Consider the following 23,219-nt stretch of genomic DNA (forward strand, 5'->3'; position numbering starts at 1 on the left):
TCCTCCTTCAGTTGCTCGCCGCAGCGATCACGATGTCGCCGGCGGCCGCCAGCGCCTTGAGCTCGCTTTCGGAGCACACCTCGCGCAGCACCTCGTGCGTGTGCTCGCCGACCTCCGCACGCAGCTCGCTCCGCGCGGGACGCGCACCGTCGAAGCGCCAGGGCGGCCGCACCATCGGCAAGCCGCACACCGTGGGCCCCATCAGCTCCAGCCAGCGCGTCTGCTCGTGCTCGGCGACCTCGTGCATGGTCAGTACGGGCGCGAAGGGCACGTCCTCCTCGGTCAGCAACCGTTCCCATTCGCTGCGCGGGCGCTTGGCGAAGGCTTCCTTCACGATGCGCACCAACTCTTCATAGTGCGCAGGGACACGCCTGTCGTCGTAAGTGCGGTAACGCGGATCGTCGATCAGGTCCTCCCGGCCGATCACCCGCGCCAGGGCCCGCCAGAACTTCTGCGACACGGACAGGTGCATCGTGATGCCGCCCCCGTCCGCCGTCTCCAGGCAGAAGTTCTGCGCCTGCGGATGCCGGGAATTGCGCACCGGGTCGGTGTCGGTCTCGTAGGCCTGGGTCATGGCGTCGATCGTAAGTGTCGACATGGCCTCCAGCAGGGAGGTTTCCATCAGCGTTCCCGTGCGGTCCGGGCTGCGCTCGCGGCCCAGCAGTGCCGCGAGAACGCCCATGGCGCTGCTGATGCCCGTGATCAGATCGGCGATGCAGGTCCCGGTGAGGCGCCGGTCATGGGCGTCGTTCATGATCGAGTAGATGCCGCCGATGCTCTGGCCGATGGTGTCGTACGCGGGGCGATCCACCCACGGCCCGCCGCTGCCGAAGCCGGAAATGGAGGCGTAGATCAGTCCGGGGTTGAGCTCGCGGCAGGCCGCTTCGCCGAGCCCGAGCGCGGCCATCTTGCCGGGACGCATGTTCTCAATGAGCACGTCGAAGCGCGGCACCAGCGATTTCACGAGCGACACGCCCGCTTTCGACTTCAGGTTGACCGCGACGCTCTTCTTGCCGCTGTTGTACTGGATGAAGTAGGCGCTGCGGTTGCCCTCGCCGCGGCGGAAGGCTTCGCCTTCGGGCGGCTCCACCTTCACGACTTCGGCGCCGAGCGACGCGAGGATCACGCCGGCATAGGGCGCCGAGATATAGGCACCGACTTCGAGGACCCGGATGCCGGCAAGGGGCTGGGCTTTCATGGGCAGACAGTCTCCTGGGGGGAAGGAAGTTGTTAAACTATCGTGGATAATGCATTATGCATTGACATGCTCGCGGAGTCCAGTCATCCTGTTCTGAACCGTGCGCAGCATGCCCGGAGACATCGATGCTGAAGTTCTACTACACGCTCGCGCCGAACCCACGGAAAGTGGCCCTGTTCCTCGAGGAGGCCGGCCTGCCCTACGACGCCATCCCTGTGGATACCCGCAAGGGCGAGCAGCACACGCCTGAATACCTCGCGATCAATCCGAATGCCAAGGTGCCGGCGATCGTGGACGACGACGGAACGCAGGTCTTCGACAGCAGCGCCGTCCTGTTGTACCTGGCAGAGAAGACCGGCCGCTTCCTCCCGGCGCCGCCGATGCGTGGGGAGCTGCTGTCGTGGCTGATGTTCACCGCCTCGGGCATCGGCCCCTACACCGGCCAGGCCATCCACTTCACGAAGTACGCGCCCGAACGCATCGCCTACGCCGTGCAGCGCTACGAATTCGAGGCCTGGCGCCACTGGCGCATCATCGATGCGCGGCTGGCCGATCGAAGGTGGATGATGGGCGACGACTACACGATCGTCGACATGGCGGTCTGGGGCTGGGGCAAATCGGCTTCGACCGCCCTGGGCGAGAACTGCTGGGAACGCCTGCCGAACCTGAAGCGCCTGCTCGATGCCATCGACGAACGCCCCGCAGCCGCACGCGCAATGGCGCTGAAGGAGCGCTACAGCTTCAAGAGCGAGATGGACGCGCAGGCGCGCGAGGCCATGTTCCCGCACATGAGATCCAAAGCCGCATGACGGCTGGTGGCCGCGGCCCCACCCTGCTGATGCTTCTTGCGACGGCAGGCTTCGTCAGCCTGGCCTCCACGCGCGTGTGCGACGGCATGCTGCCCGCACTGGCGCAGGATTTTGCGACCACCACGACCGAGGCCGCCGCGGCCATCTCCGCCTATGCCGTCGCCTACGGCCTGATGCAACTGGTCTACGGCCCGATCGGCGACCGCTACGGCAAGGCGCGGGTCATCATGCTGGCCACCGCCTGGTGTGCCTTGAGCACCCTGGCCGCCGCTGCTGCGCGATCGCTCGATGCGCTGGTCTGGGCGCGTGCTGCCATGGGCGCCGGCACCGCGGCCATCGTGCCGCTGAGCGTGGCGTGGATCGGCGACACCGTGCCGCTCGCGCAGCGCCAGCAGGTGCTGGCGCGCTACTCCGGCGTGACGGTCTTCGGCCTCATGCTCGGACCGCTGGTGGGTGGCTTCCTGTCCGATGCCTGGAACTGGCGCGCAGCCTTCGTGCTGCTCGCGGCGCTGTTCGCGGCCGTCACTGCGGCTCTGTGGCTGAGTACGCGCAGGGCGACCGATGCGCGCCGCGGCGAAGATGCCGCGCCAGCCCGCCTTCCCTATCTGCGCCAGCTGCGCACCTTGCTGGCGGACCGCTGGGCGCGACGCGTGATGGCCGCCAGTTGCGTCGAGGCCGGGCTGGGCATCGGCTGCCTGGCCTTCGTGCCGACCGTGCTGCACACGCGTTTCGGGCTCTCGCTGCTGGAGAGCGGCGCCGTCGCCGCCGCCTTCGGATTGGGCGGCTTCGCCTTCACGCGCACCGCCGCGCCGCTTCTGCGCCGGCTGCGGCCGACCGCGATGCCGCTGGTGGCGGGCGGCGCCCTCGCCGCGGCTTTCGGCATGCTGGCGCTCATGCCACGATGGGAATGGGGTGCAGCGGGCTGCGTGCTGGGGGGCTTCGGCTTCTACATGATGCACAACGTGCTCAACTGCAGGCCACGCAGCTCGCGGCGGGCGCCACGGGTCTGGCGGTTTCATTGTTTTCCTGCACCATCTTCATCGGCCAGAGCGCGGGCGTCCTGCTCGGCGCACAGGTCGTGGCACGGGCTGGCCCGTCGGTCCTGTTCGCCACGGCTTCGGCAGGACTTCTCGCGTTGGGGATCTGGCTCGCGCGCGCCCTGCGACTGCAAACGGGGGTCGGTTGCCGCTCGGTAGAACCCTGGGCTTGACTCCGCACTCAGCTCCAAAATATTGCATGATGTACCATGCATTAGGAGACACCCCTTGAACAGGCTCATCCGCCCCCTCGCGGCCACCCTTCTCTCGCTGGCGACCTCCGGCGCACTGGCGTTCCCCGACCGCCCCATCACGATCATCGTTCCGTTCAACGCCGGCACGACCAATGACATCAACGCCCGCGACCTCGCGCAGGTGCTGTCCGCCGTTGCGAAACAGCCGGTGTTGGTCGACAACCGCGCCGGGGCCGAAGGCACCCTGGGCGGACAGGCCCTCGTGAACGGCCCGGCCGACGGGCACACGCTGATGTTCAGCAGCAACTCGCTGACCGTCTTCGACCCGCTCCTGAAAAAGAACATCCCTTACGACCCGAACAAGGACATCGTGCCGATCTGCGCCGCCGGCCGCACGAACAACCTGGTGAACGTCTCCGCCACGGGCCCCTACAAGTCGCTCGCCGACCTGATCGCCGCCGCCAAGAGCCAGCCTGGCAAGCTGACCTTCGGATACACCAGCACCTCGATGCGGCTCGCGGGCGAGTTGTTCCAGCAAGCCTCGGGGACCAAGTTGACCGGCGTGCCCTACCGCTCCAGCGTCACCGGGCTGACGGACGTGAGCAGCGGCCAGGTGGACATCACCTTCATCGACCGCGTCTCGGCCCAGGCCTTCTACGACTCCGGCAAGATCCGCCCCCTGGCGGTGTCAGGCCCGAGCCGACTGTCGGCATTGCCCGACGTTCCTTCCGCCAAGGAGCTCGGCCTGCCCGCCTACTCCGTCTTCCCGTGGTTCGGCGTCTACGCCTCGGGCAAGACGCCGCCCGACGTGCTGGCGCAGGTGCGCGAGCTCGTCGCCCGCGCCGTCACGACACCGGAGATGGCGGCGAATATGGAGAAGCGTGGCCTCGAGCCCTTCACGGCCTGCGGCGATGCGCTCGTCAAGCACAAGCAGCAGGAGACCGAGCAGTGGCGCGAGGTGATCCGCAAGGCCGGCATCGAGCCGCAATGACAAGGACCGCCACCGAATGACCCTCATCGAACACCTGGCGGAATTCGCCACCCACACCCGCTACGCCGAACTGCCGCCTCGCGTCGTCGAGGAATGCAAGCGTGACATCCTCGACTCGATCGGCTGCGCGCTTGCCGCTCCCGGCCAGCCCAAGGCCGACATGGGCATCGAATGCGCGATCCGGATAGGAGGCAATGATGGCCCGGCCACCATCATCGGCACCGGCCAGCGCTCTTCCATCTTCGGCGCCGCCTTCGCCAACGGGGAGCTGATCAGCACCCTCGATGCGGATTCGGTCCTGCTGCCGGGGCACGTCAGCCCCTACGTGCTGCCGGGCGCCTTCGCGGTCGCGGAGGTCGCCCGCCGCAGCGGCAAGGAGCTGATCGAAGCCGTCGCCGTGTCCCACGAGATGTCCTACCGCTTCGGCGCGGCCATGAGCCAGAACCGCGACTACAAGGACGGCAAGGCAGCCACCGCGCCCGTGCTCGGGTACAGCAGCACGGTCTTCGGCGCCACCGCATCGGCCGCCAGGCTGAAGCGGCTGACGGCCGACCAGGTGGCCAACGCATTCGGGATCGCCGCCGCGATCACCCCGGTCAACGCGCACCGGGCCTCGCTCAACCACGCGCCACCCGCCACCATCAAGTACCTCATGGCCGGCGCGCTCACGCAATCGGCGCTGACGGCGGCGGAAATGGGCGAGCTCGGCCACCGCGGCGACCTGCAGATGCTCGACGATGCCGAGTTCGGCTATCCCCGCTTCATCGGCACCGTCCGATGGGAGCCCAAGGCCCTCACCGAAGGCCTCGGCGTCGAATGGCGCTTCCCGGACTTCCAGATGTACAAGCCCTACCCGCATTGCCGGGTCATGCACGCACCGCTGGACATCCTCATCGGGCTGGTGCACGAGCACGATCTGCGCCCCGACGAGATCGAGGGCATCACCGCCTATGGCGAAGGTTGGGCCTATGTGCTGCCGAGCTTCATGTTCCGCGAGATCCGACACGTCCAGGATGCGCAGTTCTGCTTCGCGCATGGCCTCGCGCTGGCGGCACACCGGATCGTGCCCGGCCCGAAATGGCAGGACCCGAAGAACGTCTTCGACCCTTCCGTGATGAAGCTGATGGACAAGGTGAAGCTGGAGATCCATCCGACCTACTTCGACGAGATCGCCAAGCATCCGTCCAGCCGGCCCTCGCGTGTGGAGATCCGCGCCCGCGGGCAGACCTTCCGGGGAGAGCGCCTGTTCCCCAAGGGCACCCCCTCCTCCGACCCGGAAAGCTTCCTCACCACCGAAGCACTGGCGCACAAGTTCCGCACCTTCGTCGACGGCCTGATGCCAGCGGCGGCCGCCGAGGAGGTGATCGACGCCGTGCTCCACCTCGAGCAGGTGGACGACTTCTCCACGCTCATGCGCAAACTCGTGAACCAGCCCAAGAAGCGCCGCTCATGACTCTCGACGCACGGACCGAAGCCAGGCTGCTCGCGCTGCTGGACGAACGCGACATCCGCGATGTGCTGCTGCGCTACTGCCGCGGCGTGGACCGCTGCGACACCGAGCTGATCGCAAGCTGCTACCACGACGATGCCATCGACGACCATGGAAACTGGGTCGCCCATGGCCGCGATGCCGCCCGCGGCATCGTCGAGCGTGTCAAGCCCGGCACCGACCCGGCCATGCATTTCCTCGGCAACGTCCGCATCGAGGTGGACGGCGACACCGCCTTCACCGAGTCCTACCTGCTCGCCTTCCGGGCCTTCGGCCGTGACGACAAACGCTACACGCGCACCCGCGCGCTGCGCTTCGTGGACCGCTTCACGCGGCGCAACGGCGAATGGCGCATCAGCGAACGGATGGTGACCGACGATTGGAACCGGATCGACGAAGTCATCGAGGCCATGCAGGAGGCCGACCAGTTCCGCTACGGCTCCAAGGACCGGGACGACCCGGTCTATGCCATTCGCCGCGGGCGCGTCGCGCGCGAGCCGGGCGGCAACGCGGGTGGCACCGCGTGACGCTGCCGCCCGAACTGCAGGCGCTCGTGGATCGCGCGGCGATCCATGACGTGCTCATGCGCTACTTCCACGCGGCCGACAGCGCCGACAAGGCTCTCGTGCGCACCTGCTTCACCGACGACGTGAAGGCCCGGTACCACGGCCGCGCGCCTGTCGAGGGCGCGGATGCGCTGATCGGACAGATCGCGCTCTTCGATGCCTTTGGCTCCGGTGCCTGCAAGATCGCCACGCACTTCGTCGGCAACGTGCAATACAAGCTGATCGGCACGGCGCACGCCGAAACGGAGACCAATGCCTTCGCCTTCCTGGTGCGCCCGGCCCAGCCGTCGGACCAGGTCGCCATGCGCAGCCTGCGCTACCTCGACCGGTGGGTGCGCCAGGCCGGGCTGTGGAAGATCGCCGAGCGCATCCACACACTTGATTGGCATGGCGAGGTGCCGGCCAGCGCAGCCGCCACGCTCGCGCAGCGTGTGAACGCGTTTCCTGCGCCGCCTACCTTGAGCATCTGAATCGCATCGGGACGGTCAGGCATCGGCACCGTCCCTGCATGCATCATTGCGGCTCGATGCCCGCCTTGTTGAGCACGCCGCGCCAAAGCTCGATGTCATCCTTCTGGAACTTCACAAAAGCATCGCCGCAGATGGCCATCGGCTCGAGCCCGCGCTTTTCCAGGTTGCTCGCCACGCCCGGCGACGCCATTGCCTTGCCGACCGCGTCGCGCACCTGCGCGAGGACGGCCGGCGGCGTCTTGGCGGACGCATAGACCGCGAACCACGGCAGGATGTTGTAGCCGGGCACGCCCGCCTCGGTCGCCGAGGGAACGTTCGGCAGCGCCTTGATGCGCTGTGCGCCAGCGGCCGCCAGCGGGCGCACCTTCGAGGTTTCGTAGAAAGGTTGCGCCGATACGTGATCGATGAACATCAGGTCCACCTGGCCGGAGGCAACCTCGGTCAATGCCGTGACGCTCGAGCGGTAGGGCACCCCGCGCAGCTTGACGCCCGTGGTCTGCTGGAAGAGCTCGGCGGCTAGGCGCGTGGTGGCGCTGGAGTAGGCGAAGGTGAGCTTCTCCGGCTGCGCCTTCGCCGCCGCAACGACCTCCGCAGCAGTCTTCAGGGGGCTGCCGGCCGTGATGTTCATGACATTGCTGGTCCGCGCGACGGTGCACACCGGCGCGAACACCTTGACCGGATCGTAGGGCATGGCCTTCTTCATCAGCGGGTCGAGCACCGGCAACGAGCTGCTGGTGAACAGCAGCATGTGGCCATCGGCCGGCGCATTGACCAGTGCCTGCCCCGCGATGGCGCCTTCCGCACCGGTCCGGTTCTCCAGGACGATCGGCTGCTTCACGACGTTGCCGAGGATCTGCGCGAAATCACGCGCATTCACGTCCGTGGTCGAGCCGGCCGCGAAAGGCACGATGAGTGTGATGGGCTTGTCCGGAAAGGCCTGGGTAGCGCCGGCCACGGCGCAGAGCAGGCCGGTGACAACCCAGCGGGTCGATCTCTTGATCATGTTGACTCCAAGTAGTTGCGAAACGGCGGCATGACGAGCGCGACTTCCGTGGCACACGCCGGGACATTCAAGGGTCCCGAACGTCTTGAGCCGCGATCGCGGAGGTTTGCGCGTGCGGCTAGCGCGAGCCGGCCAGCAGCCCGCGCCCGATCACCTGCGCCTGGATCTCCGCCGCGCCTTCGAAGATGTTGAGGATGCGCGCGTCGCACAGCACACGGCTGATCTCGAACTCCAGGGCATAGCCATTGCCGCCGTGGATCTGCAAGGCATTGTCGGCATTGCTCCAGGCCACGCGCGCGGCCAGCAGCTTGGCCATGCCCGCTTCGACGTCGCAGCGGATGCCCTTGTCCTTCTCCTCCGCCGCGAAGTGCGACAGCTCGCGCACCAGCACGGTCTCGGCGATCATGAGCGCCAGCTTGTCGGACACGCGAGGGAACTCGATGATGGGAGCGCCGAATTGCTTGCGATCGCTGGCGTAACGCCAGCCCAGGTCGAAGGCGCGCCAAGCCACGCCGACGGCGCGCGCGGCGGTCTGGATGCGAGCGCCTTCGAAGGTCTGCATGAGCTGCCGGAAGCCCTGCCCGCGCACGCCGCCCAGCAGGCCCTCGGCGCCGATCTCGAAGTCTTCGAAGGCAATGTCGTATTCCTTCATGCCGCGATAGCCCAGCACCGGGATCTCGCCGCCGCTCATGCCCGCCGCCGGGAAGGGCTGCTCCTTCGTGCCGCGCGGCTTGGGCGCGAGGAACATGCTCAGGCCGTTGTGGTCGGAGGTACCGGGTTCGGTCCGCGCCAGCAGCGTCATGAGGTCGCTGCGGGAGGCGTGGGTGATCCAGGTCTTGTTGCCGTCGATGCGCCAGCCGCTGTTGGTGGGCGTGGCGCGCGTGCGCAGCGAACCGAGGTCCGAGCCCGTGTCCGGTTCGGTGAACACCGCCGTCGGCAGCACCTCGCCCGAGGCGATCTTGGGCAGCCACTCGCTCTTCTGCGCGTCCGTGCCGCCGCAGGCAATGAGCTCCGCGGCGATCTCCGAGCGCGTGCCCAGCGAGCCGGCCGCGATCCATCCGCGGCTCAGCTCCTCGGTGACGATGCACATCGCGCGCTTGCCCAGGCCCATGCCGCCGTGGTCGCCCGAGATGCTGACGCCGAAGACGCCCAGCTCGCCGAGCTGTGCGACCACGTCGTCGGGAATCAGTTCGTCGGCCAGGTGCCAGGCGTGGGCGCGCGGAATGATCTCCTTGTCCGCGAAGCGGCGGAACTGGTCGCGGATGACGTCCAGGTCTTCGTCGAAGGCGGTCTCGGTCACGCCGCGGCCGCCGCGGAAGTGCTCGACCAGCGCGCGGCGGGTCTCGGGAGCCGCGGCACGCGTCATCAGCGCCCGCGCACCGCCCTGGCCGGCGAGCGCGGCTGCGGCCTCCTCCAGGCCGAGCTCGGCGGGCCGGAAGGTCTCCGTCTGCGACATCGGGATGCCGTGCGCCAGTTGCGCGAGGTATTCGCCCACGCCCACCGTCAGCACCAGTTCCTCGCCTTCATGGAGCTGGCCGCGCTCCACGAGGCGCTCGCTCCACGAGGCCGCACACGCGACGGCCTCGACCGTGGTGGCGATCCAGGCCAGGCCGTGCAAGGCCCGCTGGTGCTGCTGCAGCAGCCTGGACTCCGCACGGCCGGCGGGTGCGCAGCGCTGCGACACCACGCGCCGCGCCTCGGCCAGGTATTCACGGGCCACCGAGGTGGCGCCCTGCAGGTGCTGGATCAGTTGGGAAGCGTCGCTCATGAAAGTTCTTTCCTTGGGAATCAGGCCGACGCGATCAATCCGGCGTCGTGCAGTTGTCCGATGCGTGTGGGCGACAGGGCCAGCACTTCGGCCAGCACCTCGTCGGTGTGCTCGCCCAGGCGCGGCGCGCGCCGCACGGGCGTGCGTTCGGCGCCGCCGAAGGTGGCGGCTGCGCCGGGCGCCGGATAGCGCAGGCCGCTCGGGTGGTCAAGCATGGCGAAGAGCGGCGTGTCCAGCGACAAACGCGGGTCCTGCGCGATCGCCGCGCTCAGCGTCTGGTAGGTGCTCCAGAGCACGCCGCGCGCTTCGAAGCGGGCGCGCAGCTCCGGCAGCGGCAACGCACCGACCGCGCGCTCGAACAGGGGAAACAACGCCTCCCGATGAATGAAGCGCTGTCCTTCGTCAGCCTTGAACGAGACGCCCAGCGTGGCCTCCAGCGCGGCCACCGGCGCCTGCAGGTCGAGCGATTCGACCAGCCCGGTCCATTGCCGCGACGTGATGGCCACGAGCATCACGTGTTCGCCGTCGGCGCTTCGGAAGTCGCGCCCGAAGGCGCCGAAGAGCGCGTTGCCGTAGCGCGGCCGGTCGCCCGACTGCAGCACCTCCGCGATCTGGCCCATGTGGCCGAGGGAGGCCAGCGCCACGTCGGACAACGCCAGGCTCACCTCCTGCCCCTGCCCGGTGCGGGTGCGGCGGCGTTCGGCGGCCAGCAGCGCGAAGGCGGCATAGGCGCCCGTCAGCAGATCCCAGGCCGGCAGCACGTGGTTGACTGGCGCTTCGCCCTGGTCGGCCGACCCGGTCATGAAGGGCAGGCCGATGGCGGCGTTGACGGTGTAGTCGACCGCCGGTGCGCCGCTGCGCCAGCCGAGCACGCGCACGGTCACCAGGTCGGGCCGGTGGGCGCTCAGGGCTTCATGCGAAAGAAAGCCCTGCTGCGGGTAGTTGGTGACGAACAGGCCTGCATCCGGGCCCGGCGCCGTGATGAGCTCGACGGCAAGCTGCCGGCCCTCCGGGCGCGACAGGTCGATGGCGACCGAGCGCTTGCCCTTGTTCAGGCCTTCCCAGTAGAGGCTGCGCCCGTCGCCTGCGACGGGCCAGCGCGCATGGTCCATGCCGCCGCCGATCGGGTCGATGCGGATCACCTCGGCGCCGAGTTGCTGCAGGTGCAGCGCACACGAGGGCGCGGCGATGAAGGAGGCGCATTCGACGATGCGCAGGTCCTCGAGGATCGGGTACATCTTCGAATGGCTGGGCTGTGGCCGGCGGCTTGCGCGCCTTGGCGAGTCGAGTTACTGCAGGCGCTCGAACACGGCGGCCAGACCCTGGCCACCGCCGATGCACATGGTCTCCAGCGCGTAGCGGCCGCCGCGGCGGTCCAGCTCGCGCAGCATGGTCGACAGGATGCGCACGCCGGTGGCGCCGACCGGGTGGCCCAGCGAGATGCCGGAGCCGTTGACGTTCAGGCGCTCGTAGTCGCCGGGCTGGAACTTCAGGCCGTAGGTGCAGGCGAGCACCTGCGCGGCGAAGGCCTCGTTGAGCTCGATCAGGTCCATGTCCTTGATGGCGAGGCCGGTGCGGCGCATGAGCGCCTCGACCGCCGGCACCGGGCCGATGCCCATGCGCTCCGGTTCGACGCCGGCAACGGCCCAGTTCACCAGCCGGCCCAGAGGCTTCAGGCCCAGGCCGGCCGCCTTTTCGGGCGTGGTCACGATGCAGGCCGCGGCACCGTCGTTCTGCCCGCTGGCATTGCCGGCGGTCACGGTCGATTCGGCGTCGAGCTTGAGGCGCACCGGCGACAGGCCCGCCAGCATTTCCATGGTGGTATCGGCGCGCGGATGCTCGTCCTGGCTGACCTCCTGCACGCCCTTGCGACCCTTCACGGGGACCGGGACGATCTCGTCGGCAAAGCGGCCCTCCTGCTGCGCCTTCGCCGCGTTCTGCTGCGAGCGCAGGGCCAGCTCGTCCTGCGCCTGTCGCGTGACTTTGTACTCGCGGCGCAGGTTCTCGGCCGTCTCCAGCATGCCGCCGGCCACCGGGTGATGCCGGCCGCCCGAGGTGATGCGGCCGCGCGCGATGCGGTCCCAGAAGGGCTGCGAATCGCCCTTGATGCCGAAGCGCCCGCCCAGTACGTAGTGCTCGGACTGGCTCATGCTCTCGGCGCCGCCGGCGATCACCAGTTCGGCCGCGCCGGTCTGCACGCGCATCGCGGCGTCGATCACCGCCTGCAGGCCGGAGCCGCAGCGGCGGTCGATCTGCAAGCCGGGGATGTGCACGCCCAGCCCGGCATCGAGCGCGGCGATGCGGCCGATCGCCGGCGCCTCGCCGTTGGGATAGCACTGCCCGAAGATGACGTCGTCGATGTCCTTGCCCTGGATGCCGGTGCGCTGCACCAGCGCACGCAGCACGGTCTCGGCCAGCGTGGCGGCGGCGATGTCCTTGAAGACGCCGCCGTAGCGGCCGACCGGGGTGCGCAGCGGTTCGCAGATGACTGCCTGTTTCATGTGAAGATGTCCTGTCGGTGATGAATCGCGTCGGTGATCAGGCCCGCGGCGGGATCATGTCGAGCGGGGTCAGCGGATCGTGCGCCGAAAGGTCGCCCAGCTTTTCACCGAGGTAGCGCGCACGGATGGCGCGCCGCATGATCTTGCCGTTCTTGGTCTTGGGCAGGCCTTCTACCACGTGCACGCAGGCGGGCGCCATGGCCTTCCCCAGCATCTTCGTGACGGCGGCCACCAGCGCCTCGGGCTGCGGCAGCTCGGCCTGAGGACGGGCCACGACGAAGGCGACCACCTGCTGGCCCTTCATCTCGTCCGGCACGCCGATCACGGCGGCTTCGGCGATGCCGGGTTGCGCCACGAGTGCCGACTCGATCTCGGACGGGCCCACGCGGCGGCCGCCGATCTTGAGCGTGTCGTCCGAACGGCCGTGAATGTGCCAGAAGCCGTTCGCGTCGACGCTGGCCAGGTCCCCATGCACCCAGGTGTCGGGCCAGCGGCTCCAATAGGTGTCGAGGTAGCGTGCATCGTCGCGCCAGAAGCTGTGCGTCATGCCGATCCAGGTGTTGCGCACGACCAGCTCGCCGATCTCCGAGGTGGATCGGCCTTCGGCATCGGCCACATCGACGTCCATCCCCGGCAGCGGTCCGCAGAAGGACGCCGGCGACTGCGGCGCGATGGTGTAGCACGACAGGATGCCGCCGCCCGTCTCGGTGCCGCCGGAGTAGTTGAGAATGGGCAGCCGCTTCTCGCCGATGGTCTCGAAGAGCCAGCGCCAGGTGGGCTCGTCCCAGGCCTCGCCGGTGGAAGCGAACGCGCGCAGACTCGACAAATCTGCTGCGGGGCGGCCACCTTCCGAACGGGCGCGCAGGCCGCGTGCGGCCGAGGGCGCGATGCCCAGCACGGTGACGCGGTTGCGTTCGACGATCTGCCACATGCGGTCCGGCGTCGGGTGGTCCGGCAGGCCTTCCACCATCGTGATCCCCGACCCGCATTGCAGGCCGCCGAAGATCATCAGCGGACCGAGCATCCAGCCCATGTCGGCGATCCACCCGAGCATGTCGCCGGGCTGGAGGTCGAAGGCGTAGCCGAAATCGATGGCGGACTTCAGCAGGTAGCCGATGTGCGAGTGCACGATGCCCTTGGGCAGCCCGGTGGTGCCCGAGGTGTAGATGATCAGCAGCGGGTGGTTCGGGTCCAGCGCCTCGGGCGGCTCGGGCTCCACGCCCGCGGGCAGCGCCACGGCCACGTCCTGCCACCAGTGGTCGCGGCCCTTCTCCATCGGCACCGGCACGCCGCTCGAGCGGATCACCACGAGGTGCTGAACCGAGGGCGAGGACGCGGCCGCACCGTCGGCGATCGACTTCATCGGCACCGGCTTGCCCCGGCGCGTCGTGGAGTCGACGGTGACCAGCACCTTGGCCTCGGCCGCCTGCAGCCGTGTGGCCAGCGACTCGCTGCCGTAGCCCGAGAAGGCCGGCACGCCGACGGCGCCGATCTTCGCGCAGGCCATCAGGGTCACCGCCGCCTCCGGCAGCGGCGGCATGAACAGGGCCACCCGGTCGCCCTTGCCCACGCCCAGCCGCCGCAGGCCGGCGGCGAAGCGGTCCACCTCGCGCTTGAGTTCGCCGAAGCTCAGGCTGCGGCGCTGGCCCGAATCGCCTTCGTAGACGACGGCCGTCTGCTGCGCCTGCACCGGGTCGGACGCGTGGCGGTCGACGCAGCTCTCCACCGCATTGAGCGTGGCCCCCTTGAACCACTGGGGGAAGACGCGACCACGGGCCTCGTCTCGCACCGTCTCGACCTTTCCGCGCAGCGGGATGCCGAGGTCCTCGGCCGCGGCCGGCCAGAACCATTCCGGGCGGTCCACCGATGCACGGTGGAATTCCTCCAGCGTGGCGAAGCCCCAGCGCTTCATCGCGGCAGCGAGCCTGCTGCGCGCGAGGTGCCCGGCCTCAGGGCGCCACACCGCGGCGTCCGCATTCCCGAAACTTGCGCGGCCCTTCATCGCTCAGGCCGCCTGCTTCTCGGCCGCGGCCTTGCGCTTGGCGGCGGCCTCGGTCTTGATCTTGGCCTGCAGGGCCTCGTAGTCGGCGCGCTTGAGCATCAGGCCGGCGCGCTTGCATTCGCAGACGACCTCGTCGCGCTGGTTGTAGCCGATGTGGCGGAAGAACACGATGCCCGAGTCCGAGCGCTTTTTGGACTCGCGGCGGTCCAGCACCTCGGTCACGACATGGATCGTGTCGCCGTGGAACACCGGGTTCACGAACTTCACGTCCTCGTAGCCGAGGTTGCCGAGCGTTGTGCCGATCGTGGTGTCGATGACGATGACGCCGTTGATCAGCGCGAACAGGAACATGCTGTTCACCAGGGGCTTGCCGAAGATCGTGCTCTTGCAATACTCGTGGTCGATGTGCAGCGGCGCGCAGTTGTAGGTCAGCGCGGAGAACAGGATGTTGTCCGACTCCGTGCAGGTGCGGCGGATGGCGTGCTCGATCGTGAGCCCGGGCGTGAAGTCTTCGTAGCAAAGGCCGGCCATTGTCTGTGCCCTCTCAGGGTTCTCTTGGATGGGATCAGGATGCGTTCTGGGTCAGCAGGCGGTGCAGTTCGACCACCTGGCGCGCCGTCTTGACGTGGGCATAGTCGATGTGCTGCCCCTCGTAGAGGACAGCGGCGTTGCCCTCGGCCTCGCCCTTCTCGAGGGCCTCGATCATTCCCTTGTAGAAGATCACCTCCTGCTCGGAGGGGGTGAAGACCTCGTTGGCGATCGCGATGTGCGAGGGATGGATCATCACCATCGAGGTGAAGCCCAGTTGGCGGTTCTGGATCGCGAAGGCCTTCGCGCCTTCCGGGTCCTTCAAGTCCTGCCAGAGCCCGACCCACGAGAACTGCCGGCCCGCGGCGCGGGTGGCCAGCAGGGCGCGGCTGCGCAGGTACAGGGTCTCGTGCCCGCCCGGCGTGAACTGGAAGCCGATGGAGCGAGACACGTCTGCATCCTTGGCCGTGCCGGCGAAAAGCGTGGCAACGCGCGGCGATGCCTCGAGAATCTTCTCGCAGCTCGCGTAGGCCTGTGCGGTCTCGAGCGAGCAGACGATCTCCACCGTGCCGGGCTTCACGCCATTGCGGCGCTCGAAGTGGGTGATCAAGGCATCGCAGGCGACGAAGTCGCGCGGACCGTAGTTCTTGGGCAGCAGCACGCCATCCAGGCCGGGAATGACGATCTTCTCGAGGTCGTCGCCGGTCAGGCCCGTTTCCAGCGCGTTCAGGCGGACGTACACGCCCACCTTGCGGCTGCCTGCGGCCAGCTTGCGGATCGACTGGGCCACGACCTCGCGCGCCTGCGCCTTCATCGCGGTGGGCACGGCGTCCTCCAGGTCGAGGATCACCCCGTCGGCACCGGCGGCCACGGCCTTGTCAGGCCAGCCTTCCTTGTGCCCGGGAACGAAGAGGATGGAGCGCATCGGTCGCATCTGAGTGGGTCCTTGTCTGCTGGGGTCTGGCTTCGATCGGCGGCCTTCGCCGGCTTCCAAATAATACACAATATATTATCGATGGTCAACGCGGGGCGGCAACACCGCGGATGCGGGCACGGCACTGGTTTCTCTATGCGCGGCCTGCGTCCGCCTGCGCGGCCTCGGTGCCCTCGGCCCATTCCGCTTCGCGACCGTCGGCAGCCGCCCAGACGCCTTGGCGCTCAAGCATCGTGATCAGGTGTTCGGCGCCGCTCACGATGTGGCGGTACATCAGCGAGCGCGCCGCGTCCGCGTCATGCACGCGGATGGCGTTCATGATGATCGGGTGGTAGGCCACCGCGTCCTGCAGTTGCCCTTCGATGCTGGCGTAGAAGCGGTTCGGCAATTGCTTGGTCAGGCTGCCGAGCAAGAGCGCAAGGCGCGGCGCCTGCGCCGCCAGGTTGATGGTGCGGTGGAACTGGTGGCCCAGCCGTGCCGCGGCATCGTTGTCCCCACCCGCCACGGCGGCCTCGTGGCGCGCGTGGATGTCGCCCAGACGCTCGACGTCCGCGCCGGACATGCGCGTGGTGGCCCGCTCCGCGAGCTTGGCCGCGATCGTGGCCTGCGCCCAGAACAGGTCGCGCAGGTCACCCTTGGTGAAGCTGTTGACCACGAAGCCGCGACGCGGAATCAGGCGCACGAAGGACTCGCTCTGCAGCAGCAGCAGTCCCTCGCGCACGGGTGTCGTGCTGACGTCGAGCTGGCGCGCGATTGTGTCGATGCGCAGGAAGGCGCCGGGCTGCAGCTGGCCCGAGATGATCTGCTCGCGCAGGTGCGTGGCCACCGAGGCCGACAGCTGCTGCCGGCCGAAGCTCGCATCCTCCGCGCGCCGGCCGTGCCCCGCCAAACGCTCGAATCCACCGGCCGCGACGGAGAGATTGACTTCTTCCATGCTGACTCCTTCGGATGCTCATCGAAGGCCGTGGCGGTCGGAACGGTTCACAGCAAGGTGGCGTAGCCTCCGTCCACCGGCAGCACGGCGCCCGTCACATAGGCGGCCGCTTTCGAGGCGAGGTAAATGGCGGCACCGGCCATGTCCGGATCGCTCGTGAGGCGCTTCAGGGGGATCGGCTCGACCATGGCCTCCAGGCCCTTGCGCTCGAGCGTGCCCGCGAGCATCTTGCTGGGGAACATGCCCGGCGCGATCACGTTGGCGGCGATGTGCCGCGGCGCGAGCTGCGCGGCGAGGTGCTTGGTGAGCTGATGCAGCGCCGCCTTGCTCGCGCTGTAGGCGTAGGTTTCATGGCCTGGGACGTGGAAGGCATCGATCGAACCCACGTTGATGATGCGCGCCGGGTCGCCATGTTTGCCGCCCGCCTCGAGCAGCGGCAGCAGTTCCTTGATCAGGAAGAAGGTGCCCTTGACGTTGAGGTCGAACACCTTGTCCCAGCCCGACTCCGGGTACTCGGCGATCGGCGCGGCCCACAGGGCGCCGGCGTTGTTGATCATCACATGCAGCGACTTCACCTGCTTCTTCAGTTCGCCGGCGAATCGTTGGCGATCTTCGTCCTTCGCCACGTTGCAGGCCAGTGCGGTGCAGTCGCCAAACTCCGCCAGTTCCTTCGCGAGCGCTTCGCCGCTCTCCAGGTCGCGCGAGCAGATGATCACCTTCGCACCCGCCCTGACAAAGGCCTCGGTGATAGCGCGGCCGATGCCTTTACTGCCGCCCGTCACGAGCACGGTCTTGCCTGCCACGCCAAACAGATCCTTGATCACGTCCATCTCAGTTTCTCCATCTCTTGTGGCTCCCGACACAATCGCCGGAAGCACACGATATTATGCATGATATTGTTTCTAGGCATCGAGAATGGTAGACGGCTGGAGGTGCGGGAGCCGGGCTCCTCCAACGCTGACGGTGCCAACAGATGTTGCATCGTCTCTGGTGCAGCCCTTCGCCTTCCTCCGACATTCCCAAGGAGTGTTGAGAGGAGAAAGGGACAGATCAGTGTTTCTATGCAGGTCAGATTTCCCCGCAATCCGAGGCGGTCGATTTTCGTTGGAATCGACAGGCCCGGCCGTTGCGGCCGCCTCCCCCGCCATAGCGTCATCTGCGACCCCACCAGCCGTCTACTACGCCGACTCACCCGCCCGCAGGCCGAGGCCGGCCAAGGTCGATCTGATACAGCGCGATACGCGCCGGAACGCGCGCGTAGCTGTGAGCGCCGGCAAGTTCGAGGCGGGCGCGCCGAGCACGAGTTTGGGCGGCCGTCCAATCAGGGGGACATGTTCGCTGACAAACTCAAATATGCCCGGGATCTCGGCGCGGTGTCAGAGGCGCGGCGGCTCGCACCAGCCGTGCAGTTCACGCTGCAGCCACCCGACGCAGCCCGAATTCATCGGCCGGCGAAGCCCGGCAGCTGATCACCATTACGCGTTAATGTAGACCGCCTTCTGGTAGAGGAAGCCCTCTGTTTGAGAGGGGCCGCCCTTCCAGCCGTAGCCGCTGTGCTTGAAGCCGCCGAAACCCACGGCTGCGTCGAGCAAGCCATAGCAGTTGACCCAGACTGTGCCCGCCTGGATGCCGTGCATCATGCGGTTCACAGTCGTCACATTGCTGCTCCACACGCCGCTGCCCAGACCGTAGTCGGTCGCATTCGCCAAGGCCAGAGCCTCTTCGATGGTGTCAAAGGGAATCACCGATGCCACCGGGCCGAAGATTTCCTCACGGGCGATCGTCATGCTGTTGTCGACGCTGGCGAAGACCGTCGGCTCAATGAAGTAGCCGTTCGCCAGCTCGCCGCCCAGGCGCTGTCCGCCTGCCACGAGCTTCGCGCCTTCGCGCGCGCCGACTTCAACGTAGCCCAGCACTTGATCGAGTTGGCGTTGCGAGATCACTGGGCCCAGGCGCGTGTCTTTGGCGAGAGGATCGCCCACCTTCAGAGTGCGGCTGAAAGTGGCCAGGCGTTCCACGAATTCGTCCTCGATGGCGCGTTGCACGAAGATGCGGGTGCCGGCAAAGCAAATCTGCCCCGTGTTGTTGAACACGCCCATGGCAACGCCGGGAACAGCCTTGTCCAGGTCCGCGTCCGCGAACACGATATCCGGCGACTTGCCGCCTAGTTCCAGCTGCAGGCGTTTCATATTTCCAGCAGACGCTCGAATGATGGCGCGGCCCGTTGCTGTCGATCCGGTAAAGGCGATGCGGTTGACATCGCCATGCGAACAGAGCGCTTCTCCCGCTTCAGATCCGAGACCCGTCACCACGTTCACGACGCCAGGCGGAAGGCCCGCTTCCATCAGAAGCTCCGCCGTACGCAGCACGGCGAGCGATGCATCTTCCGCAGGTTTGAGCACCACGGTGCAGCCGGTCGCGAGCGCCGGCCCGATGACGTTGAGCTGCGCGAACATGGGGCCGTTCCACGCCAGCACCCCACCGACAACGCCGACGGGTGCCTTGATGATCATGCTGGTGACATTGCCCGGCAGCGAGTTTGGGATGGTCTCTCCGCTGATGTTCCGGGCCTGGCTGCCGTAGTAGAGGAGGTTCTGCACCGCGCCGTTTTTCGCCGGGCGAAGCCGCGTGTGTAAGGGCGAGCCCATGTCAAGCGATTCAAGCAGCGCGAGTTCCTCGAAATGCTTTTCGAACAACTCGGCGAACCGCATGATCACCTGCTGGCGCTGCGCGGGGTTGAAGCGGCTCCACGGACCCTCGAACGCGCGTCGCGCCGCCGTTACCGCCCGGTCGACGTCAGCATGGTTGCCGCGGGCCAGCGTGGCCAGGCGCTGGCCGTCGGCGGGGTTGAAGGTGTCGACCCGGGCGCCCGAATCCCCGCCGCACCATTGGCCGTCGATGAAGTGCTGCTTGTGCGGATCGGACAGAAACGAAGGTGTAGGAATGGATGTCATGGAAGTCCCCGGTTTAGGTGTTCGTAGCGTTGAGCGAACGCGTGCATTCAGGGGCTCAGCAGTTTGATCACACTGGCGACGTCCGACACCTGCTCGAGGTTCAGCAACTGCATGATCGCTTCGTCGGCGGCGCGCGGCGAGAGCACCCCCTCGGCGTTGCGCACGAACTTGGCCACCAGCTCGCTGTCGCTCATCGTGGTGCTAGGGTCTGGCGAGGGGCTGCCGTGCGGATAGCGCTTCTCGCCCACCCAGCTTTGGCCGCGCGCGCGCACCTCTATGCGCGCCGGGCGGCTGGCCGCGTGGCCCGACAGCAGCTTCTCGTAGTCCGGATGAACCTCGAAGTGGATCTTGTCCATCAGCGCCAACACTGAAGGGTCGAATACCACGTCGGGCGATTGCCACTGCTTACCTGGCGGAACGCGGTGCGCGCCGACCGACAGGCCGTGCACCACGCTGAACTGCGCATCGGTCACATGCTCGATCTGGCGCAGCAGCCACAGCGGCTGCATCACAAAGCCCTCGACCCACGCGGTGATGCTCTCGATCTCGCCCGGCTTGATGTCGTTGGCCTCGGTGATCTGGTACAGGCAATCGAGCAGCGCGTGCAGGATGCGGCAGTGTGGATAAGGCTTGTAGGACTGCTCGGCCGGAAAACCCCAGCTGCTGCCCAGGCCGTCGGTGATGTGCTGGGGCTCCCAGCGAGTGCTGCCGATGATCTTGCGAAAGCCGAACTCGGCATCGTCCAGGATCATGCGGTCCCCCCGGTGGCCGAACTCGGCAAGGTGCGCGGCGGCCATGGCCGCCTGCACCATGGGGCCGGCGGCGGTGTACTTGATGGTGGTGGCCGGCGCGTGCTGCGACCAGGCCCAGTGCGAGTTGACCGGCACCGTGCAGCCGGCAATCCCCAGGCCATGGGCGATGGTTTCGCGGCTGTGGCCCTTCAGGCGCCCGATGGCAGCGGTGGCGCCAAACACGGTGCTTGCGTAGCCGTACACGGGCGGAGGCGAGACCTTGCCGTCCTTGATGTCGCGCAGGTAGTCCATCGACTTGCCGAGCCGGTTGGACATCTCGTGCGAGACGGCGGTGGCCACCAGCAGTTCCTTGCCACTGGCGCCGGCGGCTTCTGCCACCGCCAGCGCACCGGGCAGCACGTAGGGGCTCACGTGGCCGGGCGGCAGGATGGAGTCGAAGTCCAATGCGTTCATCAGCTCCCCGTTGGCAAAACCGGCCGCGACGGTGGAGACCTTCTCGCCGGTTCCCAGGATGCTGGCCTGCGCGCCGGCGGCGCCGGCACCCATCAGGCGCGCGTACTGCACGCCGATGGTGCCTTTGGGATGGCTCAGGCCGCCCAGGGCGCAGCCGATGGAGTCGATCAGGAGGCGCTTGCTCTCTTGCACGACGTTGGCGGGCAGTTGCTCGAACTGCGTGTTTGCGCTGAAGTCAGCGAGGGCGTCGACGATGTTGGCCACGGATCTATGTCTCCAGAGTTAAAGTGCAGTTCAAGGGCGTTTGAAAGCCGTGCACCCGTATTTATTGAAACTTGACGCCGGACTTTTGCAGCACCGGCGTCCACAGCTTCACTTCGGAATCGATCATGCTCACGATCTGCTTTGGCGACATGTTGTTTCCGAGATCAGTCATGTTGACCTCGCCCAGCCTGCGGCGCACGACAGGAGACTGCATGGCCTGGTTGAATGCGCTGTTGATTCGCGCGACCACGTCGGCGGGCGTTCCGGGCGGGGCCAGCAGGGTGAACCAGGCCGCCACGTCGACGTCGTAGCCGAGTTCCTTGAGTGTAGGCACTGCGGGGAACGCGCTCCAGCGATTCGCGATCGTCACGGCCAGCGCGTTCAGCTTGCCGGACTCCACTGAAGTCTTGACGGTGGCGCCCGAGATGGTCAGGTCGACGCGGCCCGACATCAGGTCAGGCAGGCTCGAAGCCTGGTCCTTGTACGGCACGATCGACATGTTGGTGCCTGTGATTTCCTGCAGCAGCAACGCGGCGAAGTGGGCGGTCGAACCGGTGGGCACGGCAAAGTTGATCTTGCCTGGATTCGCCTTCGCGTAGGCCACCAGGCCCTTGATGTCGCGGAAGGATACGGACGGGTTAGAGACGATCACCAGGGGCAGCGAGATCAGCGCAGCCACGGGTTCGAAATCCTTGTTGGGCCGCATCGTGAAAGTCGGGTCGATCACCGGCTGCGCCACGTGCACGCTGTCTGTGCCAACGCCCAGCGTGTAGCCGTCAGGCGTGGCGCGCCGCACGGCCAGGGCCGGAAGCCGCTGCAAGGCGCCGGAGCGGTTCTCCACCACGACCGGCTGACCCAGGATCTTGCCGGCTTCCTCGCAGACCATCCGGATCGTCACCTCGATCGCGACGCCCGCACCGAATGGCAGGGATACGGTGATCGGTCTTTCCGGGTAGGCTGCGAAGGCGATGCGCGCGGCACCCAACGCCGCCACGGCGGCGAAAGCGCGCCGGGTGAGCCGGCTGGCGGACAGGCTGGGGACACTCATTGAACGCTCCTGATATTGCTTAGGGCAATTGCACTGCCATAGCTGAAAGCCAACTGTCCGAATCTGGACTAATTCAGGGTTTCCACCAGCCAATCAGGGCCAACGCGCAGGACCGAATGTCAGATTCCTGACCTTCAACCACTTCATCGCCATGTCCAATAAGACGCGAACAAAGCCATCATGAACAAAGCCACGCTCACCACGGTTCCGATGACCCACAAGCTGCACGAAGGTCGCAACGAGCCGATCCTGGATCCGGACCTCGCAGTGCTCGATGCGCATCACCATCTGTTCGATCGCCCCGCGCTTAAGTACCTCATGGAGGACTACTTGCGGGACGCAGGTAGCGGCCATCGCGTGGTGGCCTCCGTGTACGTCGAAACGCGCGCTTTCGCTTGGACCCATGGGCCTGACGTACTGCGGCCACTTGGCGAGGTGGAGTTCGCCAACGCCGTCGGAACCCTTTGCGCGACCGGGGCTTACGGTCCCGCTCGGGTTTGCGCAGCGATTGTCGGCTACGCTGACCTGCGCGAAGGCGATGCGGTGGCCGCCCTGCTCGACCGTGCAATGGCCATGGCACCCGACCGGTTTCGCGGTGTGCGCCAGCCATGCCTGGAATTTCGCAACCCTGACGGTTTGCGCTACGCGCCCAACCCACCCTCTCCCGGAACGCTGGACAGTACGGGCTTCCGGCAGGCTTTCCGGCACCTTGGGATGCGGGGGCTCAGCTTCGATGCGGCCGTGCTGCATCATCAACTGCCGCAGATCGCCGTCTTGGCCGATGCGTTCCCAAACACCACCATCGTCCTGAACCACATCGGCATTGCCGAGGGCATAGGGCTTCACGCCACGGGCCGCGCCGAAGCCATGCGCGAGTGGCGCAAGGAGTTGCAGGACCTGGCCCGGCGTCCGAACGTCATGTGCAAGCTCGGTGGGTTGGGGATGCCCTTCTGGGGTCTGGGGCTGGAGGACCGTACGGAACCGACGAGCTATCTCGATCTCGCCGCAGCATGGAAGCCTTACGTGGAAGCCGGCATCGAATTTTTTGGCCCGGCGCGCTGCATGATGTCCAGCAACTATCCGGTGGACGGACGCAGCTGCGGCTTCGTGCCTCTGTGGAACGCGCTCAAACACATCGTGGCCGGCTGCTCTTTCGAAGAAAAGGCCGCGCTGTTCCATGGCACCGCGGCGCGGGTTTACAGGATCGCACTGTGATCCGATAAGCCGTGCGGCCGCCTTCGAGCTACTGGCTTCCTGCACGAGCCCAAGCCACAATCAGGCTCACGACATCTTGGCTCGCGACGCCGGCGCGCTCGACCGGGGG

At 67.2% G+C, this 23,219-nt stretch carries 20 protein-coding genes; 7 read left to right on the forward strand and 13 right to left on the reverse strand.

Features of this window, described 5'->3' with window-relative positions; all coding sequences use genetic code 11:
* Nucleotides 1-7: 7 nt before the first annotated feature.
* A complete protein-coding gene (locus tag ABEA07_RS22440) occupies nt 8-1,198 on the reverse strand; it encodes a CaiB/BaiF CoA transferase family protein (protein ID WP_345540652.1) in 1,191 nt (396 codons plus the stop codon).
* Nucleotides 1,199-1,323: 125 nt separating this feature from the next.
* Between ABEA07_RS22440 and ABEA07_RS22445 the strand changes: the two genes are divergently transcribed.
* The 6 genes from ABEA07_RS22445 to ABEA07_RS22470 all read left to right on the forward strand — a co-directional run bounded on the left by ABEA07_RS22445 (nt 1,324) and on the right by ABEA07_RS22470 (nt 6,754).
* Nucleotides 1,324-2,007 carry a glutathione S-transferase family protein gene (locus ABEA07_RS22445; RefSeq protein ID WP_345540653.1) on the forward strand — a complete coding sequence of 228 codons (684 nt, stop codon included), beginning with the start codon at nt 1,324-1,326 and terminating at the stop codon, nt 2,005-2,007.
* Nucleotides 2,004-3,203: an MFS transporter gene (locus ABEA07_RS22450; protein WP_345540655.1), complete on the forward strand. Its 1,200-nt coding sequence runs from the start codon at nt 2,004-2,006 to the stop codon at nt 3,201-3,203. The genes ABEA07_RS22445 and ABEA07_RS22450 overlap by 4 nt, the downstream gene beginning before the upstream one ends.
* A gap of 69 nt (nt 3,204-3,272) precedes the next feature.
* A complete protein-coding gene (locus ABEA07_RS22455) occupies nt 3,273-4,229 on the forward strand; it encodes a Bug family tripartite tricarboxylate transporter substrate binding protein (protein ID WP_345540657.1) in 957 nt (318 codons plus the stop codon).
* A gap of 16 nt (nt 4,230-4,245) precedes the next feature.
* Complete coding sequence (locus tag ABEA07_RS22460) at nt 4,246-5,682, forward strand: MmgE/PrpD family protein (RefSeq protein WP_345540658.1); 1,437 nt, start codon at nt 4,246-4,248, stop codon at nt 5,680-5,682.
* Nucleotides 5,679-6,245, forward strand: coding sequence for a nuclear transport factor 2 family protein (locus ABEA07_RS22465; protein WP_345540659.1), 567 nt, complete (start codon nt 5,679-5,681; stop codon nt 6,243-6,245). Before ABEA07_RS22460 ends, ABEA07_RS22465 begins: the two co-directional genes overlap by 4 nt.
* On the forward strand, nt 6,242-6,754 hold the full coding sequence (locus ABEA07_RS22470) for a nuclear transport factor 2 family protein (protein WP_345540660.1): 513 nt from the start codon (nt 6,242-6,244) through the stop codon (nt 6,752-6,754). The genes ABEA07_RS22465 and ABEA07_RS22470 overlap by 4 nt, the downstream gene beginning before the upstream one ends.
* A gap of 43 nt (nt 6,755-6,797) precedes the next feature.
* Here the strand turns inward: ABEA07_RS22470 and ABEA07_RS22475 are convergent, their stop codons facing one another.
* From ABEA07_RS22475 to ABEA07_RS22530, 12 genes are all read right to left on the reverse strand, one after another.
* Entirely contained in the window at nt 6,798-7,757 is a 960-nt protein-coding gene (locus ABEA07_RS22475; protein WP_345540661.1) for a Bug family tripartite tricarboxylate transporter substrate binding protein, read from the reverse strand.
* Between the two features lie 118 nt (nt 7,758-7,875).
* Complete coding sequence (locus ABEA07_RS22480; protein WP_345540662.1) at nt 7,876-9,525, reverse strand: acyl-CoA dehydrogenase family protein; 1,650 nt, start codon at nt 9,523-9,525, stop codon at nt 7,876-7,878.
* Nucleotides 9,526-9,545: 20 nt separating this feature from the next.
* Nucleotides 9,546-10,763 (reverse strand): CoA transferase, encoded by a 1,218-nt coding sequence (locus tag ABEA07_RS22485; RefSeq protein ID WP_345540664.1) that lies wholly within the window; start codon nt 10,761-10,763, stop codon nt 9,546-9,548.
* A 51-nt stretch (nt 10,764-10,814) separates the two neighbouring features.
* Nucleotides 10,815-12,026 (reverse strand): acetyl-CoA C-acetyltransferase, encoded by a 1,212-nt coding sequence (locus ABEA07_RS22490; protein ID WP_345540665.1) that lies wholly within the window; start codon nt 12,024-12,026, stop codon nt 10,815-10,817.
* A 37-nt stretch (nt 12,027-12,063) separates the two neighbouring features.
* Nucleotides 12,064-13,938 carry an AMP-binding protein gene (locus ABEA07_RS22495; protein WP_345540667.1) on the reverse strand — a complete coding sequence of 625 codons (1,875 nt, stop codon included), beginning with the start codon at nt 13,936-13,938 and terminating at the stop codon, nt 12,064-12,066.
* A 93-nt stretch (nt 13,939-14,031) separates the two neighbouring features.
* Nucleotides 14,032-14,559, reverse strand: coding sequence for a MaoC family dehydratase (locus ABEA07_RS22500; RefSeq protein WP_345540669.1), 528 nt, complete (start codon nt 14,557-14,559; stop codon nt 14,032-14,034).
* A 34-nt stretch (nt 14,560-14,593) separates the two neighbouring features.
* A complete protein-coding gene (locus ABEA07_RS22505; protein ID WP_345540670.1) occupies nt 14,594-15,481 on the reverse strand; it encodes an HpcH/HpaI aldolase/citrate lyase family protein in 888 nt (295 codons plus the stop codon).
* Between the two features lie 142 nt (nt 15,482-15,623).
* Complete coding sequence (locus ABEA07_RS22510; protein WP_345540671.1) at nt 15,624-16,424, reverse strand: GntR family transcriptional regulator; 801 nt, start codon at nt 16,422-16,424, stop codon at nt 15,624-15,626.
* Between the two features lie 47 nt (nt 16,425-16,471).
* Nucleotides 16,472-17,254 carry an SDR family oxidoreductase gene (locus ABEA07_RS22515; RefSeq protein ID WP_345540672.1) on the reverse strand — a complete coding sequence of 261 codons (783 nt, stop codon included), beginning with the start codon at nt 17,252-17,254 and terminating at the stop codon, nt 16,472-16,474.
* 645 nt (nt 17,255-17,899) lie between these two features.
* On the reverse strand, nt 17,900-19,378 hold the full coding sequence (locus tag ABEA07_RS22520) for an aldehyde dehydrogenase family protein (RefSeq protein ID WP_345540673.1): 1,479 nt from the start codon (nt 19,376-19,378) through the stop codon (nt 17,900-17,902).
* Between the two features lie 47 nt (nt 19,379-19,425).
* Complete coding sequence (locus ABEA07_RS22525) at nt 19,426-20,847, reverse strand: MmgE/PrpD family protein (RefSeq protein WP_345540674.1); 1,422 nt, start codon at nt 20,845-20,847, stop codon at nt 19,426-19,428.
* 61 nt (nt 20,848-20,908) lie between these two features.
* The gene (locus ABEA07_RS22530) at nt 20,909-21,895 is read right to left on the reverse strand and encodes a Bug family tripartite tricarboxylate transporter substrate binding protein (RefSeq protein WP_345540675.1); all 987 of its coding nucleotides are present in this window, start codon (nt 21,893-21,895) and stop codon (nt 20,909-20,911) included.
* Nucleotides 21,896-22,075: 180 nt separating this feature from the next.
* Here ABEA07_RS22530 and ABEA07_RS22535 point away from each other — a divergent pair, with 180 nt between their 5' ends.
* Entirely contained in the window at nt 22,076-23,110 is a 1,035-nt protein-coding gene (locus tag ABEA07_RS22535) for an amidohydrolase family protein (protein WP_345540676.1), read from the forward strand.
* Nucleotides 23,111-23,219: the final 109 nt, after the last annotated feature.

Source organism: Variovorax defluvii, assembly GCF_039541515.1.
Classification (GTDB): Bacteria; Pseudomonadota; Gammaproteobacteria; order Burkholderiales; family Burkholderiaceae_C; genus Variovorax; species Variovorax defluvii.